Origin of the sequence: Aestuariibius violaceus (assembly GCF_040779325.2) — a bacterium.
GTDB lineage: Bacteria > Pseudomonadota > Alphaproteobacteria > Rhodobacterales > Rhodobacteraceae > Aestuariibius > Aestuariibius violaceus.
Genome location: NZ_JBFONT020000005.1, coordinates 161,199 through 176,858, shown reverse-complemented (window position 1 = coordinate 176,858; position 15,660 = coordinate 161,199). Strand labels below are relative to the sequence as shown.

The 15,660-nt window shown below is 64.1% G+C and carries 16 protein-coding genes; 5 read left to right on the top strand and 11 right to left on the bottom strand.

From position 1 onward, the window contains the following. Nucleotide 1: 1 nt before the first annotated feature. Genes AADZ90_RS16425 through AADZ90_RS16410 form a run of 4 tightly spaced genes read right to left on the bottom strand, consistent with a single transcriptional unit; the run spans nucleotide 2 to nucleotide 4,048 of the window. Nucleotides 2–1,552 (bottom strand): phospholipase D-like domain-containing protein, encoded by a 1,551-nt coding sequence (locus AADZ90_RS16425; protein ID WP_367311750.1) that lies wholly within the window; start codon nucleotides 1,550–1,552, stop codon nucleotides 2–4. Next, nucleotides 1,552–3,291, bottom strand: a complete 1,740-nt coding sequence (locus tag AADZ90_RS16420; RefSeq protein ID WP_367311749.1) for a sensor histidine kinase — start codon at nucleotides 3,289–3,291, stop codon at nucleotides 1,552–1,554. The genes AADZ90_RS16425 and AADZ90_RS16420 overlap by 1 nt, the downstream gene beginning before the upstream one ends. Further along, nucleotides 3,291–3,884 (bottom strand): RNA polymerase sigma factor, encoded by a 594-nt coding sequence (locus tag AADZ90_RS16415; protein ID WP_367311748.1) that lies wholly within the window; start codon nucleotides 3,882–3,884, stop codon nucleotides 3,291–3,293. The genes AADZ90_RS16420 and AADZ90_RS16415 overlap by 1 nt, the downstream gene beginning before the upstream one ends. Continuing rightward, nucleotides 3,881–4,048 (bottom strand): NepR family anti-sigma factor, encoded by a 168-nt coding sequence (locus AADZ90_RS16410; protein ID WP_367311747.1) that lies wholly within the window; start codon nucleotides 4,046–4,048, stop codon nucleotides 3,881–3,883. Before AADZ90_RS16410 ends, AADZ90_RS16415 begins: the two co-directional genes overlap by 4 nt. 102 nt (nucleotides 4,049–4,150) lie before the next feature. Here AADZ90_RS16410 and AADZ90_RS16405 point away from each other — a divergent pair, with 102 nt between their 5' ends. Next, entirely contained in the window at nucleotides 4,151–4,963 is an 813-nt protein-coding gene (locus AADZ90_RS16405; protein WP_367311746.1) for a response regulator, read from the top strand. A gap of 79 nt (nucleotides 4,964–5,042) precedes the next feature. On the opposite strand, the gene AADZ90_RS16400 is transcribed toward AADZ90_RS16405, so the two are convergent. Further along, the gene (locus AADZ90_RS16400) at nucleotides 5,043–5,387 is read right to left on the bottom strand and encodes a hypothetical protein (RefSeq protein WP_367311745.1); all 345 of its coding nucleotides are present in this window, start codon (nucleotides 5,385–5,387) and stop codon (nucleotides 5,043–5,045) included. Nucleotides 5,388–5,479: 92 nt separating this feature from the next. Between AADZ90_RS16400 and AADZ90_RS16395 the strand changes: the two genes are divergently transcribed. Both AADZ90_RS16395 and AADZ90_RS16390 read left to right on the top strand, forming a co-directional pair. Next, nucleotides 5,480–6,208 carry a Crp/Fnr family transcriptional regulator gene (locus AADZ90_RS16395; RefSeq protein WP_367311744.1) on the top strand — a complete coding sequence of 243 codons (729 nt, stop codon included), beginning with the start codon at nucleotides 5,480–5,482 and terminating at the stop codon, nucleotides 6,206–6,208. Then, complete coding sequence (locus AADZ90_RS16390; protein ID WP_367311743.1) at nucleotides 6,208–7,605, top strand: MATE family efflux transporter; 1,398 nt, start codon at nucleotides 6,208–6,210, stop codon at nucleotides 7,603–7,605. The genes AADZ90_RS16395 and AADZ90_RS16390 overlap by 1 nt, the downstream gene beginning before the upstream one ends. Here AADZ90_RS16390 and AADZ90_RS16385 read toward each other — a convergent pair. From AADZ90_RS16385 to AADZ90_RS16370, 4 genes are read right to left on the bottom strand one after another with little or no spacing between them, the layout of a single operon-like run. Continuing rightward, entirely contained in the window at nucleotides 7,602–8,603 is a 1,002-nt protein-coding gene (locus tag AADZ90_RS16385) for a DNA topoisomerase IB (protein WP_367311742.1), read from the bottom strand. The two genes, AADZ90_RS16390 and AADZ90_RS16385, sit on opposite strands and share 4 nt — an antisense overlap. After that, nucleotides 8,603–8,818 (bottom strand): hypervirulence associated TUDOR domain-containing protein, encoded by a 216-nt coding sequence (locus AADZ90_RS16380; RefSeq protein WP_367311741.1) that lies wholly within the window; start codon nucleotides 8,816–8,818, stop codon nucleotides 8,603–8,605. The genes AADZ90_RS16385 and AADZ90_RS16380 overlap by 1 nt, the downstream gene beginning before the upstream one ends. 59 nt (nucleotides 8,819–8,877) lie before the next feature. Continuing rightward, nucleotides 8,878–9,747: a formate/nitrite transporter family protein gene (locus tag AADZ90_RS16375; protein ID WP_367311740.1), complete on the bottom strand. Its 870-nt coding sequence runs from the start codon at nucleotides 9,745–9,747 to the stop codon at nucleotides 8,878–8,880. A 53-nt stretch (nucleotides 9,748–9,800) separates the two neighbouring features. Next, nucleotides 9,801–10,712: a LysR family transcriptional regulator gene (locus AADZ90_RS16370; RefSeq protein WP_367311739.1), complete on the bottom strand. Its 912-nt coding sequence runs from the start codon at nucleotides 10,710–10,712 to the stop codon at nucleotides 9,801–9,803. 90 nt (nucleotides 10,713–10,802) lie between these two features. Between AADZ90_RS16370 and AADZ90_RS16365 the strand changes: the two genes are divergently transcribed. Further along, nucleotides 10,803–11,654 (top strand): methylenetetrahydrofolate reductase, encoded by an 852-nt coding sequence (locus tag AADZ90_RS16365; protein ID WP_367311738.1) that lies wholly within the window; start codon nucleotides 10,803–10,805, stop codon nucleotides 11,652–11,654. A 34-nt stretch (nucleotides 11,655–11,688) separates the two neighbouring features. Then, on the top strand, nucleotides 11,689–12,174 hold the full coding sequence (locus tag AADZ90_RS16360) for a PaaI family thioesterase (protein ID WP_367311737.1): 486 nt from the start codon (nucleotides 11,689–11,691) through the stop codon (nucleotides 12,172–12,174). A 94-nt stretch (nucleotides 12,175–12,268) separates the two neighbouring features. Here AADZ90_RS16360 and AADZ90_RS16355 read toward each other — a convergent pair whose 3' ends face one another. Further along, nucleotides 12,269–13,318, bottom strand: coding sequence for a T6SS phospholipase effector Tle1-like catalytic domain-containing protein (locus tag AADZ90_RS16355; protein ID WP_411997066.1), 1,050 nt, complete (start codon nucleotides 13,316–13,318; stop codon nucleotides 12,269–12,271). Then, a complete protein-coding gene (locus tag AADZ90_RS16350) occupies nucleotides 13,305–15,602 on the bottom strand; it encodes a xanthine dehydrogenase family protein molybdopterin-binding subunit (RefSeq protein WP_367311736.1) in 2,298 nt (765 codons plus the stop codon). Before AADZ90_RS16350 ends, AADZ90_RS16355 begins: the two co-directional genes overlap by 14 nt. Nucleotides 15,603–15,660 lie beyond the last annotated feature (58 nt).

Here is a 15,660-nt window from a genome sequence, read left to right as displayed (position 1 = left end):
GTCAGACCATCGCCTCTGGCACGATCGGCAGCGGCCTTCCAAAGCGACGGGCCGGTTCCACCGGATGCGGTAGCAAAAACCCGGCACGCCGTTCCGGCTCCCGCTCGGCATTCTCCTCCGCCAGCCCCCTCCAGGTGTCGAGTGCCGTATCAAGCGCAAAGAAGTCGTCCCCTGCGCCGGGCGGCAGCCAATGGGCAAAGCACCGGCGACGCAGGAGCTCTACATCCGCGTGACGATCAAGCACGATCCCTGCCTCCGTATCCCAGCCGAGGCTACGGCCGTTAAGGTTGGCGGATGAGACGATGGCGGCCTGATCGTCAAAGATTGATACCTTCGCGTGAACATAGATGATCGGCGCTTCACCAAGCCGCCGGGTGCCTTCTTCGTCATCCTGGCGTTGTCGCCTTTGCGCCGGCGAGCCGATGAAAAACCGCGGGCCAAAAGCGTCCCGCAGGATATCCACGCAAACCGAATGAAGGTACTCGCCAAGGCGCTGATCGCTTGATGTCTGCCCCTCGAAAGCCACGTCTTCCGGTGCCGCAGGCACCATCGCAATCATCCTCAGCTCCGGATTGGCGCGCGCGGCCTCGGCCAGGCTCCGGGCAAGACGCCTGTCCCGAAGGAACTGGGTCTCCAGATAGATCAGTTTCTTAGCGTCCTGGATCAGCCGCTCATGGGCCTCCCGTATCTCGCCCAGAACCATCCTTGGCCCAACCGGCCAGATAGCGGCCGATCCGCGGCGCGACGACAGGGTCCGCACAATTCGGCCATGCTGCGACGGGCGGACACGTCCGGCCACAACGCCCAGAAACTCATCAAGGTGACGGGCCGCCGCGTCGGCGACCGGACCATCGACGATAAGCTGGATGTCGTGCCACGTCTCCGGTGCAGGCCGATTGTGAACCGGCGTATCATACCGCCGATCATCCAGATCCAGCCCGCCGATATAAAGCGTCCTCCGGTCGACAACGGCCAGCTTCTGATGATGGCTCGCCGGAAACAGCGGTGGCGGCGGCCATCGCCGCAGGCGGAGACCCTCATCTCTCGCAACCGTCAAAGCGGCGATATAGGGCATCTCGGCAAGCGCCCTGTCACGCTCAGCGTCGCCCATCGCCTCGATCTGCAGAACCGTCTTGCGCAATTCCGCGTGGGATTTGGGCCAAAAAAGGAAACGCGGCAGCCAGCCAACCTTCGCCGGGTGCAGTGCCACCCGCAATGTCAGCCCTTCCGGCCGCCCGGACGCTTCGGCAGCCGCAAAAAGCCGCCGGGCACTGCGCCACGCCTGCCGGTGAAGCGCTGGCCGACCCGCGGGATCGAAATCCGACAGGACGATGCGCAGGTCGACACCGCGCGCCAGGGTGTCCGCAACGAGGTCGAACCAATCGCTCCCGATTTCCCGCGCCCGCTCCGATTGCAGCTCGGTCGCCGGATCGAAGATCCGAAACGACATCGAGACCTCCTCGCGTGCGTCAAGCATCAGCGCCTCGAAAGCCGGGTAAGCCTCGGCTGCCGTCAACAGGACCTTCAGATCAGACGTCGTTTCGACTGTCATCAGGGGCTCTCGTGGTATTCCGGCTCGAACTCCTGCACGGCAAAGCGCGACCGCACGACGTAGCTGTCCTCCTGAGGAAGGATCTCGGTCCGCGCCCTCAATTGCATCGAGAATGCCTTGATCAGTTGGGAACCAAAGCCCGACATCTCTCCCCCCTCCGCCTGAGGCGGCGAAGCGGGGTCAAGCGAGTTGCTGATCTCGAAAACGACATGCTCCGGGCCATCGTCCTGAAACCGCACCTTGACCCAGGGGTCCTCTCCCTCAGGCGCCGAGACATATTTGAAGGCGTTGATGGCCGCCTCGGTCACGAAAAGCGACAGGGGAACGGCTTGATCGGGATACATCACTACGGGCCGCAGATCGAAAGACAGGTCGACATCATCGTCCGGCCGGCGGCTGAACCGCGCTGTCTGATGAACCAGATCCCGCACCAGCTGGGTTACATCCAGCTCACCCAGATCTTCCGTCTGGTAAAGCCGCCGGTGCACCGTTGCGAGGCTCTGCACCCGATCCTGAAGACGCGACAGGATCTGCTTGGTCTCGGGATTGGTCGTCTTTCGCAGATGCATGTTCATGATCGACGAAATCAGTTGAAGGTTGTTCTTCACCCGGTGATGAACCTCTTTCAGAAGAACATCCTTTTCCTTGATGGCTCCTTCCAGCTTCGCCTCGTCATAGATCACGTCCTCTGCCATCCGGCGGAAATCGCGCTCGATCGTTGCCAGCTCACCCGACTGGATCCGCCCCCCATTGGTGGACGGTGCCCGCCGATCAATTGCAAACGATTTGATCTCTCCACTAAGGCCCCGGATCTGGCGAACCACCAGGCGATTAAGCGCGAAGTAAGCCACGACCAGGCTCGCAATCCACATCATGATAGGAAAGAAACTGGGGGAGAACGGAAATACGATCTGGCTGGGCAACTCACCATCGGGGTCCCACACCCCCAACACATTGAGGACTTCGGACCCTTCCGGGGCAACGGCGTAGGTGAACTGATCTCCCGCACTCGATGCCGCGGTGAAAACCGCTCCCGGTCGATCCACGAGTTCGACAAGTGGTGTCGAAGCCGGAAGGAAACCTGCCTCGCCAGGAACCTCGCCATTCGCTGAAACGATCTCACCCTGATCGTTGAAAATGACGGTATAAAGAGGCTCGCGATCCAGGTCGCGCGGGCCTTCTTTCACAAAGCTTTCTTGCGGCAGTGAGATCGTAACGAAGCCAAGAAAATCGGTTTCCTGAAAAACCGGGTGAGAGATGATCAGAACGGCCGTGTCAGATTGATCCCCATGGGCAGAGCCAGACAGCGAAGGTCGCTGAAGCAGCATGGCCTGCTCGAATTCCGGATAGCGCGTCGCGTCGACAGTCTCACCGTTTGATGTGCAACTCATGAGCCCGTCCTCGGGGATGAATCCGATGAACGAATAGATGGGATTCACGTCGATCAGGCTTTCAAGATACTCTATGCACTCGCTCGGATCATCCCTCAGACGCTTGATCACCACGCCGATCGCTTCCGCAGCACCCAGAACTTCGTGGATCGTCTCGCGCTGTGTCGCGGCCACACGCCCGGTCTGCGCGGCGAGCGCGACCTTTGCCTGCGTTTCGGCCCGTTTGGTCACCTCGGCAGTCTGCACGACCGCAAGCAGCCCGATCGGCAGCAGGACAAGCGACAGCATGGCCAGAATGCGAAACCCGAGGCTTTCGTGCCAGGCCCAGTCGTACTGCCGCGAAAACATCAGCGCGTCAGGTTTGAATTCATCGCAACGACGGCCAGCGTCGCCTCATCGGTCATCTCAAAATCGGTCTCGTCCTTCAGTCCCAACAGGTCTGACAAATGGTTTCGCGCCCGATTGACCCGGCTTTTGATCGTCCCCACAGCAACGCCGCACGTCATCGCCGCTTCTTCGTAGGAAAAGCCCGATGCGCCGACAAGGATCAGAGCCTCGCGCTGCTCGATAGGCAGCGTCTGCAAGGCCTTCTCGAAATCCCGCAACTGAAGGCGCCCGTCATGGGTCGGCTTCTCCGACAACCGCCCCGAAAAGACGCCGTCCGTGTCGGCGACCTCGCGCTTCACCTTGCGATAACTCGAATAGAAGGTGTTCCGCAGGATGGTGAACAGCCAGGCCCGCATGTTGGTACCGGGTTCGAATTTGTCGATATTCGTCCAGGCCTTCACGATCGTGTCCTGCACGATATCGTCGGCCTTGGCCCAGTCCTTGGTAAGGCTCATAGCGAAGGCACGCATGGGCTTCAGATGCGTCACGATCTCCTCACGCGGATCAATGGAGGGGATCTTGGGCGCCGTCACAGCCGCTTTCGCGCTGGTCATTTGTCAGAATCCTCTTCCATACCGCGCTCTTTTTCGCGCAGCCGTTCCATCAGGCCGGAGAATCGATCCGGCATGTCCTGATCTACGTAGGACTCGTATACGCGCTTCAATCCCTCCGAGATCTGTGCACGGCTCGGCGGCGTGTTTTCTGACTCACTGCTCATGTAGTTTGGTTATCTCTTCAAAAGGATTGCATTGGGCTTGGAACAAACACCCGCAGAAAGCATTTTGGTTCCAAAGAACTTGTAAAAATGGGACGGGTAGGAATGAACGACCGAACCGAGGGCAGCTCTCTCACCACACGCATCGGGCAGGAACTGCCATTTCTTCGCAGGTATGGCCGCGCGCTCACAGGCAGCCAGACCAGCGGTGATGCCTATGCCGCCGCAACGCTCGAGGCGATCCTCGAAGACAGCTCCCTTTTCGATGGCGACGCCTCGACCAAAACGGCGCTCTTCAAGGTTTTTCACTCCATCTGGGACAGCTCCGGCGCCCAGATCGAGGTTGAGGCGGAAGGCCTCGAAGCCAAGGCCCAGGCTCATCTGAAGAACCTCACCAAGAACACGCGAGAGGCGCTTCTCCTCCGCTCGCTCGAGGATTTCTCGACCGACGAAATCAGCGAGATCATGATGATCGACCGCGGCGAGGTGTCTCACCTCCTCGACATCGCCGAACAGGAGATGTCGGACGCGATCCGCGGTCGCGTGCTGATCATCGAGGATGAGGCGATCATCGCCATGGATCTCGAAGCGCTCGTCAAAAGCATCGGACACGAGGTCGTCGGTCTTGCCCAGACCCGGGACGAGGCGGTCGAACTTGGCAAGCGCGAGAAACCCGATCTCATCCTTGCCGATATTCACCTGGCCGACAAATCCTCCGGGATCGATGCGGTCAACGATCTCCTTGCCCATTTCGGCGAGATCCCGGTGATCTTCATCACCGCCTATCCCGAGCGGCTGCTGACCGGCGAACGGCCCGAACCCGCATTCCTGATCTCAAAGCCATATGTCGAAGATCAGGTGCGCTCGGCCGTCAGCCAGGCGATGTTCTTCGCTTCGACCGAAACGCTCTCGGCCTGAGATTTTCATGAGGTAACGGCGGGCCGTTCAGGGTCCGCCGTGACACATGTCAGGCAATCGCGAAACGCCGGCCAAGCGCTCAGACCTCGCGCAGCGCCGCCTCTATCATCGCCGTCGTGAACGGCCGCGGCACGAAGATCCAATCGGTCGCCGCCTTTTCCTCAGCAGCTTCCGTCCCGTTGATGACGATGATCCGGCCACCGATTTCGGTCACCCGCATCGGCAGTTTCGTCTTCGAAATCTTGGCGATCGACGAACTCAGAAAAGCGACCTTCAGCCGCTCCACATCGCTCAGCTTGCTTTCCGCCTCTTCCAGGGAATGGCAGGTGATGATCGCCACATCATCATGGGACATTGCCAGCATCTCTGCCAAATCCTGACAGATCAGCGGATCTCTCTCTACGATAAGAAACTTCTGCGACACGTCCAAATCTCCGCTGCGACCGACTGTCCTAATGTGGAACGAACCGCGGCACTTTGCATTAAACCACGACATAGGCAGATAACAGGTGATTTGTGTCGACGAAGTGTAAGAACTGCCCTCTGCGACAACACGCTCTCTTCACGAAAATGACGTCGGACGAGGTCCGCTTCACCCAGAAATTCAAGAAGGGAGAGCTGACCATCGATGCCGGAACACCGCTGATGATGGAAGGCTCCAACAGCCCCCAACTCTACACCGCCCTGTCCGGAATGGGCATACGCTACAAGACGCTCGAGGATGGCAAAAGACATGTCGTGAACTTCGTTTTCCCGGGCGATTTCATCGGCTTGCAGGCCGGCGTGATGAACGAGATGTATCATTCGGTCGATGCGGTCACCCGCATGACGCTCTGTGTCTTCGACCGGAAGGAGCTCTGGTCGTTCTTCCGCAATCACCCCGAACGCGCCTTCGATCTCACCTGGCTTGCCGCCATCGAAGAGCACTTCCTGGGCGAAGCGCTCGCCGCGGTCGGCCAACGCAGCGCGACCGAGCGGATCATCTGGGCCTTCGTGCGCATCTTCCAACGCGGAACGGAACTGGGGCTGGTCGACCAGAACCGGATGCCGCTGCCCTACCGGCAACAGGATCTCGCGGACGCGCTCGGCCTGTCGCTTGTTCACACCAACAAGACCCTGGCCCGCCTGCGCGACCGCCAGCTCGCGGCGTGGAGCGATGGATATCTCACCATCAACGATCTCGGCCGTCTCGCTCAGGAAGGCGATATGACGCTCGAGCCCCTCCCCACCCGGCCGCTTTTCTGATGGCAGAGCGTGATCTGACCCAAGGCCCCGTCTGGCGGGCCCTCACGGCCGTCTCGGCGCCCATGTCACTCGGCATCCTCGCCGTTCTCAGTGTCGGCATCGTCGACGCGTATTTCCTCGGCCAGCTCGGCGGCGCGCCCCTCGCGGCGGTGGGCTTCCTCTATCCGGTGGCCACCGCGATCACCTCGCTGGCCATCGGTCTCTCGGCGGGCGCGAACACGGCCGTCTCGCAGGCCCTCGGGCGCAAGGACGACGCCGCTGTCCCCCGGCGGCTCGCTCTTCATGCCTTCGGTTTGGGCGGGATCCTCGGAACGCTCGTCGCGCTCATCTTCTGGATCGGCTATCCGGCCCTCTTCTCGGTAATGGGCGCGGGAGAGGAGGTTCTGGCAGAGATCTCGGAATACGCCCCCTGGTGGGCATTCTCCTTCCCCTTCCTCGTCGTCATGATGGTCACCAACGCCGTCTTCCGCGCCCATGGCGACGGAGCGACCTCCGCCATCATCATGGTCTTCTCAGCCGTCGTGAACATGGCACTGACGCCACTTCTCATCTTCGGCTGGTGGATCATCCCGGGGCTGGAAACCGAAGGCGCGGGCCTTGCCACCTTCATCGGTCGCGCCGTCGCGGCCGTGGCCGCTATCGCCTACGGCATCTGGAAAGGCTTCCTTCAGTTCCGCTGCGCCCCCTTCCAGAACATCCCGCGCTCGGTGCGCGAAATCGGCGGTGTCGGCCTGCCCGCCGCGTTCTCGAATGCGATCAATCCGGCTGGTATGGCCGCTGTCACCGCGGCTGTCGCAACCCTCGGCGAGGCGGCCGTGGGCGGCTTCGGCGCCGCAACCCGCGTGCAATCCCTCGCCCTCGTGGCCCTCTTGGCGCTGTCCTCGGGCATCGGCCCCGTCGTTGGCCAGAACTGGGGCGCCGACAAGCCCGACCGCGCCCGCAAGGCCGTTCGCCAGTCCTGGATCTTCTGCGCCCTCTACGGCGTCTCGATCGCCCTCCTGCTGACCCTCCTGGCCGGTCCGATCTCCTCGGCCATCGCCTCGGACGACGAAGCGGCGCGCTACACCTCCCTCTATCTCAGCGTCGTCAGCTGGAGCCTCGTGGGCTACGGCATCCTCGTCACCGCCAACGCGGCAATGAACGCGCGGTCCAAGGCGCTCTGGTCCATGGGGCTCAGCCTCAGCCGCATCTTCCTGATATACCTGCCCTTCGCCTGGCTCGGGGTCTGGCTTTTCGGCTACCCGGGCATCCTCGCCGCCGCTGTCGCCGCCAACATATTTGCGATCTGGGGGGCTTTCGTGACCGGCCGCGCGACGGGCCTCATCGAAACCGAGACCGGTATTGTCACCGGACCGGCCAAGGCCGCATCGGACTTGAAGGAGAGGGTTGCGGACTAACTCTGAAGATAGGCCAGAAGGGCGGCCTCGCCCGCCCGAAGCTCACTCTCATCCGCCGGATCAAGCGACGCCAACCGGGCCGCCCGATCCTTGGGCTCCAGCTCCGCCAGTCCGATCACGTCCGGATGGATATAGCTGTTCCGCGCCGTCGCGGCACGGTTGTGCAATCGCTCCGCCGCAGCTTCCGCCATCTCCTTGATGGTCACACGGTCCTCTTCGCCCGCGCCAAGGGCAAGCCGGAACGCCGCATGCGTCCCGTTCCAGGTCCGGAACGTCTTGGCCGTCGCCGTCTCTCCGCACAGCTCCCGCAGCAGGTCGTTCACCTGCTCCGACCGCACCATTCGCGTCGCGCCATTCTCGTCCGTCCACGAGATCATCTCGCCCCCCGGCAGATCCGAAATCCGCTGCAGCGCCCGGTTCAGCCCCGCGCCATGCAGCCGCTTCGACACGGACCGTCCGCCCTTGGCGATATAATCCAGCCGTATCTCGGCGCCGTCGAAACTCACATGCTTCCGCCTAAGCGTTGTCGCCCCAAAGGAGCCGTTCTGTGCCGTATAATCCGGATGCCCCAAACGCATGGACGCCCGGTCGAGCAGCGCGAGGATCGACGCAAGTGCCAGTTCCTCGGATCCCGCAGGCTCGGCCAGCCGCGTGGCGATCCAACGGCGCAACCGTGGCAGGGACGCCCCGAACTCCGCCAGCCCCTGGTACTTCAGCGCCGCCTGCGCCGCCGACCATTCTTCGTGATATCGGTATTGCTTGCGCTCCCGCTCGTCCCGCCCGGTCGCCTGCAGGTGCCCGTTCGCATGGGGCGAAATCCAGACCTTCTGATAGGCGGGCGGGACGGCCAAGGCTTCAATCCGCGCCCGCTCCCTGCGGTCGTCGATCCGCGTGCCATCCGGTGCGAGATAGGAAAATCCCCGTCCACGTCGCTGCCGGGCGATCCCCGGGCGGTCGTCGGGATAATAGACCAGACTGGATGGCGCGACGCCCCCCATCACGCCTTGGAGAGCTCGCTTCCGGACTTCAGCACCTCGTCGCCGTCGTCCTGCTTGATCTTGTAGGCCGGCTCATCCTCGCTCGCGTTCCGGGTCACTTCGGTCCCGTCGATCTTGAGCGTGATCTTCTGTGTGTACTTCTTCTCGACCTTGCCCGTCCCGGTGCCGTTGCCCCAGGACCATTCCACCTTGTCGCCTTCCTTGTAGTCACCCATGACACCACTCCGCTTTCCAAAGATGCGCTGCCCAATGCGCAAAGGCGCCTCGGGGTTCCTCAGACGCGGCTCACGCGGATGCGGATTTCGTCCTTGACCTGCCCCCAGGCGAGCATGGCGAAGATCGCCGTTCCACCCACGACGTTGCCCAGAAGAACGGGGATGAAGAACCCGAAGATCGCGCCGATCGCGCCAAGCTCCCCGATCCAGATCAGGAACGCCATCTCGACCGACCCGGCCACGATATGGGTGAAATCCCCCGCCGCGATCAGCCAGGTGAAGGCGAAGATGGTAAAGAACGCGTTGTCCGTCTGCGGCAGCATCCAGACGATCGCGGCCACCAGAATGCCCGCCGGAATGCCGCGCGCAAAGCCCTGCAAGGGGGGCATCCCTGTCGCGTGGTACGACAGTTCGGTGAAGGCCGGAATGATCTCGGGCGGAATGGCTGGCGTGAAGGCATAGACAGCCGCGATCGCAAAGGCCCCGACGACATTCGCCCCCAGAACGATCCCCCAAAGCCGCGCAATCCTGAGCAGCATCCGCGGCGTGAAATCGACCATCGCCGGCAGGACCGTCGTGATCGTGTTCTCGGTGAACAGCTGCATCCGCCCCAGGATGACCAGCAGGAAACCGAAGGTATATCCAATATTCTCAATCAGATAGCTCGACGGCGCCTCGGGCAGATAGGTCCGCAGGATCGCCTCGGCCAGAACGGAGAACGAAATCAGGATGCCCGCGCCGATCCCCGACCAGACAAGCGACCGCCAGGGCCGGGCAAGCTCTTCCTCGCCGTCCCGCCGGATCACCTCGTAAACCAGCTTGGAGCTTAGCTTCGCGGCTTCCTCGACTGATTTCTCTTCGGCTTTCTCTTCCAGCTCGACGGCCTCTTCCTCAGCCGACCTCTCCGGCGATTTGTCGTCGTCGCGCATCCAAGAAACTCCAGTCCAAAAAACCTTAACCGGCCGGGGGATGATCCGGTTCCCTAGGACGCGCCGCGCTGCAGCTTGACGGCCTCGCTCCGCGCCAGGCGGATCAGATGCGCCATGAAGGGCTTGCGGGTGTCTTCCGCCCGCGTCGCCGCGAAAAGCCGCCGGGTCACGCCGTCCCGCGTCAGGGGGCGCGTGATGTAATCGGTGCTCGTCCGCACCTCGCGCAGAACCCAGTCCGGCAGGACAGACACGCCCCGGCCAGAGGCGACCAGCAGCAGGATCACCGCCGTCAGCTCCACCTGCCTGACCGCCGCGGGTTCGACCCCTGCGGGCATGAGAAGCTCGATAAACACATCCAGCCGCGACCGTTCCACCGGATAGGTGATCAGCGTCTCGCCCCTGAAATCCGCCGCTTCGACGAACGCCTTCTCCTCCGTAGGGTGGCCCTTCGCGGCGATAAAAACCGGCTCGTAGTCGAAAAGCGGGGTGAAATCGACGCCCTCCAGATCCTCCGGGTCGGAGGAGACGACAAGATCCACCTCTTCCTTCCGCAAGGCCGGCAGCGCCCCGAAGGCAAGCCCGGGGCGGATGTCGATATCCACGTCGGGCCAGCTTTTCCGGAACGCCTCCAGCACCGGGAAAAGCCACTCGAAACAGGCATGGCACTCGATCGCGATATGCAGCCGCCCGGTCCGCCCAGCCTCGATGCCTGCGAATTCCGCCTCCAGGGCCGCAACCTGCGGCAGGATCTGCTCGGCCGCGGCCAGCAGCTTCATCCCCGCGGGCGACAGCTTCAACGGCTTCGACCGGCGCACGAACAACTCGACCCCGGTCTGGGCCTCGATATTCTTCACCTGGTGGGACAGGGCCGATTGCGTCAGGCCCAGCACATCCGCCGCCCGGGCCAGCCCGCCGGTGTCGTGGATGGCCTTGATCGTCCGCAGATGGCGAAACTCGATATGCAAGGGAACCTCATCTTCAAATTGAGGATTATGAGTTTGTCTCACGCGCGTCCGGATGAGACAAGAGCAAGCCTGCCAGAAAGCCGTGATCCCATGACCCGCTTCTCGTTCGAAATCTTTCCTCCGAAATCCGACGCCGCCCGCGCGACGCTCGGCACCTGCCTTGCCGATCTGCGCCCGCTAGACGCCGATTTCATCTCCGTCACCTATGGCGCGGGCGGTTCGACCCGCAGCGCCAGCCCGGAAACGGCCCGCCTCGCAAAGCAGGCGACCGGCGCGCCTGTCATCGGCCACCTGACCTGCGTCGGGCAAAGCCGGGAAGAGGTGCTCGACGCCGCCGGGGCCTATCGCGAAGCGGGCGTGCGCCGCATCCTCGCCCTGCGCGGCGACCCCGCGAAAGACAGCAAAGGCTTCGCGCCGCATCCGGACGGGTTCGCCGACAGCTGCGCGCTGGTCGCGGCACTGGCCGACCGCGGCTTTGACGTCACCGTCGCGGCCTACCCCGATCCCCATCCGGACGCCGCCGATCCCGGCGCCGCGCTCGACTGGCTCAAGCGCAAGCAGGATGCGGGCGCCTCGGCCGCGATCACCCAATTCGCCTTTACACCGGGCCGGTACCTGCGCCTGCGCGACGCGGCCGTGGCTGCAGGAGTGACGATCCCGATCATTGCCGGGATCCTGCCGGTCAAGGACTGGACATCGGCCCACCGCTTCGCCCGCAAATGCGGCGCCGAGATCCCGCTGGAGCTCGAACAGGCCTTCGACACGGCCGACCGGCACGACCGCGCCCGGCTCTTCGCGCTGACGCAGGCGACCGAACTGGCGACGGACCTGATCGCGGGCGGTATGGACCGGCTCCATTTCTACACGCTGAACAGCGCCGATCTGGTCTCCGACATCTGCGCCGCACTGGCCGGGCCCGGGGCCTTGTCAAACGCCGCCTGACGGGCAAGCCTCCACCGCGAAGGAGGCCCGCCCGATGTTTCACGCCCAAAGCCCCGCCGATCTACCCGACCTGGAACAGGTGCGGGCGATGACAGGTCTCCAGTTCATGGAAAGCATTCGCGACGGCCGCATGTCCGCCCCGCCGATCGCGAAGGTACTGAATTACGCGCTGGACGTGGTCGAGGATGGCCGGGTCGTCTTTCGCGGCACGCCGGGTTTTGAGGTCACCAACCCCCTGGGCACGGTGCATGGCGGCTGGTACGGCACGCTCCTCGACAGCTGCATGGCCTGCGCCGTGATGACGAAGATCCCGGCGGGCGCGACCTATACGACGCTCGAATACAAGATCAACATCACCCGCGGCATCCCCTTGGGGACGGAGATTTTCGCCGAAGGCAATGTCCAGCATGTGGGCCGCAGTACCGGCGTCGCCTCGGGCGAAATCCGGGACGCGGCCGGCAAGCTCTACGCGACGGGGTCCACGACCTGCATCATCATGCCCCTACCCAAAGCGGGGTGATCTCAAACGGAGCGCCTGCGGCGCATGTCATCTGCCCTTCGGGCCAGCCGGGGCGCTGCCCCGGACCCCGGAGTACTCTTGGCCAGATGAAGGATCAATCGGCCAGGACAAGGCCGATTTCCGGCGTGGCCAGCGCGGTTTCGTGCAGCCGCTCCGACGGGTCGCGGCCCACGACGCGGCGGCGCCGGAACAGGAACAGCTTCGACCAGCCCCGCCAGGCCCCGATCGAGGGCGCGTCGGCGTCCTGGGCGTAGCGCGCGCGCCAATTGTCCGGAAGGTCGAGCCCGCAAAGCTCCAGCCGCCCGACGATCCAGGCGAAGGGGATGTTCGACAGTGGCCGGGCCTCTTCGTGCCCGCCAAGCTGGCCGCCCACATCGCCATGGGTGCCGCGGAACCAGACCTGCTCCATCCGTCCGGCCCAGGCGGGATCGCAGCGCCAGAGGATGGGCGCGTAGGCCATCCGCCGCTCCTCCAGCGCCAAAGCGTGGAAGCCGTTGCGGATCGCGGGACCCAGTGCGTGGTTATGGAACTCGTGCTTCTGGGGCAGCAGCCGCCAGAGAAGCGGCAGGCGCAGCCCCAGCGCCTTGACCGTGTCCCAGACCGCGACAGCCTCGATCACGACTGCCGGGTGGCAGTGCCGCTCGGCAAAGACCTGTGCCGCCGCGCTGCCGGTGCCATAGCGATAATGGCGATAGACCTCGCGGATGTTCCGTTCGGTGGCATCGGTGTTCTTCAGAAGCCCGATCTGGTCGATCACCCCGGCCAACGACCGCGCCGCATAGGCCCCGCGGGAGAAGCCCACGAGGAAAATCCGGTCCCCCTCCCGATAGCGCGAGGCAAGCACGCCATAGGCGCGCTGGATCTGCCGGTTGATGCCGCGCCCGGTGATCACGTCCCAGGTCCGCGACCAGTCGCGCCACTGGATCCCCGCCTCGTAATACAGCGTCAGACCCTTCTTCGGCCCCTCCTCCGACAGAAGCTTGTAGAGCAGGCCCGCATTGCTTTCCTCCCCCTCGTCGAGGGACGACATCGTGCCGTCGAGGATGATGATATGGGTGTGGTGCCCGCGCGTGATGGTGGGCTTGCCGGTTTCCCGGCGCGGCGCCCGGCCGACGGCGCGGAGAAGCCAGTCACGCAGCGGCACTCTCACCCTCTTTCAGCATCTCCCAGACCCGCAGCGGCGTGAACGGCATGTCGACCTTCTTGATCCCCAGATCCCAGACCGCATCCTGCACCGCATTGGCCACCGCGGCGAGCGCGCCGACCGTCCCCGCCTCGCCGCAGCCCTTCATGCCCATCGGGTTGGCTGTCGACGGCACGGGTTCGGTGGTGAAGGCGATCATCGGCAGGTCGTTCGCCCGCGGCACACCGTAATCCATGAAGGTCGCGGTCAGAAGCTGGCCGTTCTCGTCATAGACCACCCGCTCGTTCCAGGCCTGGCCGATCCCCTGGGCCACGCCGCCATGGATCTGCCCTTCGACCAGCAGGGGGTTCAGCAGGTTGCCGAAATCATCGGTCACCGTGTAGCGCACGACGGCCATCCAGCCGGTCGCCGGATCGATCTCAACCTCGGCCACATGGGCGCCGTTCGGGTAGGAGCGGCCGGGCAGCGTCGCCTTGGCATGGTGGTTCAGCAGATCCTCCCGCCCCGCCGCGCGCGCCATCCCGGCCGCCTCCAGCATGGTCGGGGCCACGTTCGACCCAGCAATCCGGAACCGTTCGTCGTCGAAGCTGACCTCACCCGGATCAACCTCCTCCCGCTCGGCGAGGAAGGCGCCGAACGCCTCGACCATCTGGCTGACGACCGCGAGCGTGGCATTGGCCTGCGTCGTGGCCGACCGCGACCCGCCCGTGCCGCCGCCTTCGGCGATCACGTCACTGTCCCCCTGGATGACGGTGATCTTCTCCATCGGGATCCCGCTCTGATCGCTCAGGAACTTGGCGAAGGCCGTCTCGTGCCCCTGGCCGTTCGATTGGGTGCCCACATGGATCTCGGCGCCGTCTTCGGTGAAGACGACCCGCGCGCCTTCGGACGGATCGCCCAGGATCGACTCGATGTAATAGCACAGGCCCATGCCGCGCAGCTTCCCCTCCGCTTCCGACGCCGCCTTGCGCGCGGCGAACCCGCCCCGATCCGCCTCGTCGGCGACCCGGCCCAGCACGCGGGCGAAATCGCCCACATCATACATCTCGCCGGTCGCGCTCTTATAGGGAAACTGCTCGGCCCGGATGAAGTTCTTGCGCCGCAGCTCCCAGGCATCGACGCCCAGCTGCCGTGCGGCATGGTCCATGACCCGCTCCAGCACATAGATCGCCTCGGGCCGCCCGGCCCCGCGATAGGCGTCGACCGGCGTGGTGTTGGTGAACACGCCCTTCACGCCCAACCAGGTCGCCTGCACATCGTAGCAGCCCATCAGCACCTTCGCGAACAGCTCCGACTGGATGTATTGCGCCAGCTGCGAGTTATGCGCCCCGAGGTTGCACAACGTCTCGACCTTGTAGGCGACAATCCGGTGATCCGCGTCAAAGCCCAGCTCGGCTGTCGAGATCAGGTCCCGCCCCGCATTGTCCGACAGCATCGATTCCGTCCGCTCCGCCATCCAGCGCACCGGCTGGCCCAACGCGCGGGCCGCGATGGCCGTCAGGAACATCTCGGGATAGCTCATCGACTTCATGCCGAACCCGCCGCCGGTGTCAGGGTTGGTCACGCGGACCGCGTCTTCTTCCATCTCCAGCACCTTGGCCAGATCGCGCTTGGGGTCCCAGACCCCCTGCCCGTTATTGGCGACATGCAGCCGCCCGCCGTCGAGCATTTCGGCAAAACATCCCCGCGGCTCCATCGAGTTGACGATGATCCGGTTGTCCTCGACCTCCAGCCGCACCCGGTGCGCCGCGCCGTCCAAAGCCGCGTCCACCGCCGCCTTGTCGCCCTTGCCCCAGTCGAAGGCGAGGTTCCCCGGCACCTCGTCGTGAAGCAGTGGCCCGCCCTCGGCGAGCTCCACATGCGGGTCGAGACTGTCGATATCGACCATGATCGCCTCGGCCGCGTCCTTGGCCTCGGCCAGCGTGTCGGCGACGACGAAGGCCACCGCCTCGCCCACGAAGCGCACCCGATCCTCGGCCAGCAGGGGGCGCTTCGGCGTCGCCCCCTTCGATCCGTCGATATTCTTGACCGGCGAGGTCCCGATCCCGCGCGTCACCCCGTGCCCGGCCAGATCGGCGGCAGTCAGCACCAGATGCACGCCGGGCATCCCGCGGGCCTCCTCCGCATCGATGCTGGCGATCGTCCCATGCGCCTCGCTCGACCGCAGGACATAGGCAAACAGCGCCCCCTCCGGCGCGATATCATCCACATAGCCCCCCTGCCCGGTCAGAAACCGCAGATCCTCAACCCGTCTGATCGCCTGGCTCTTGCCGAACTTTTCCATGGCTTGCTGCCCCTTTGCGTCACGCTGTCCCGCGCAACCTATCCGCGGCGTCCGGCGT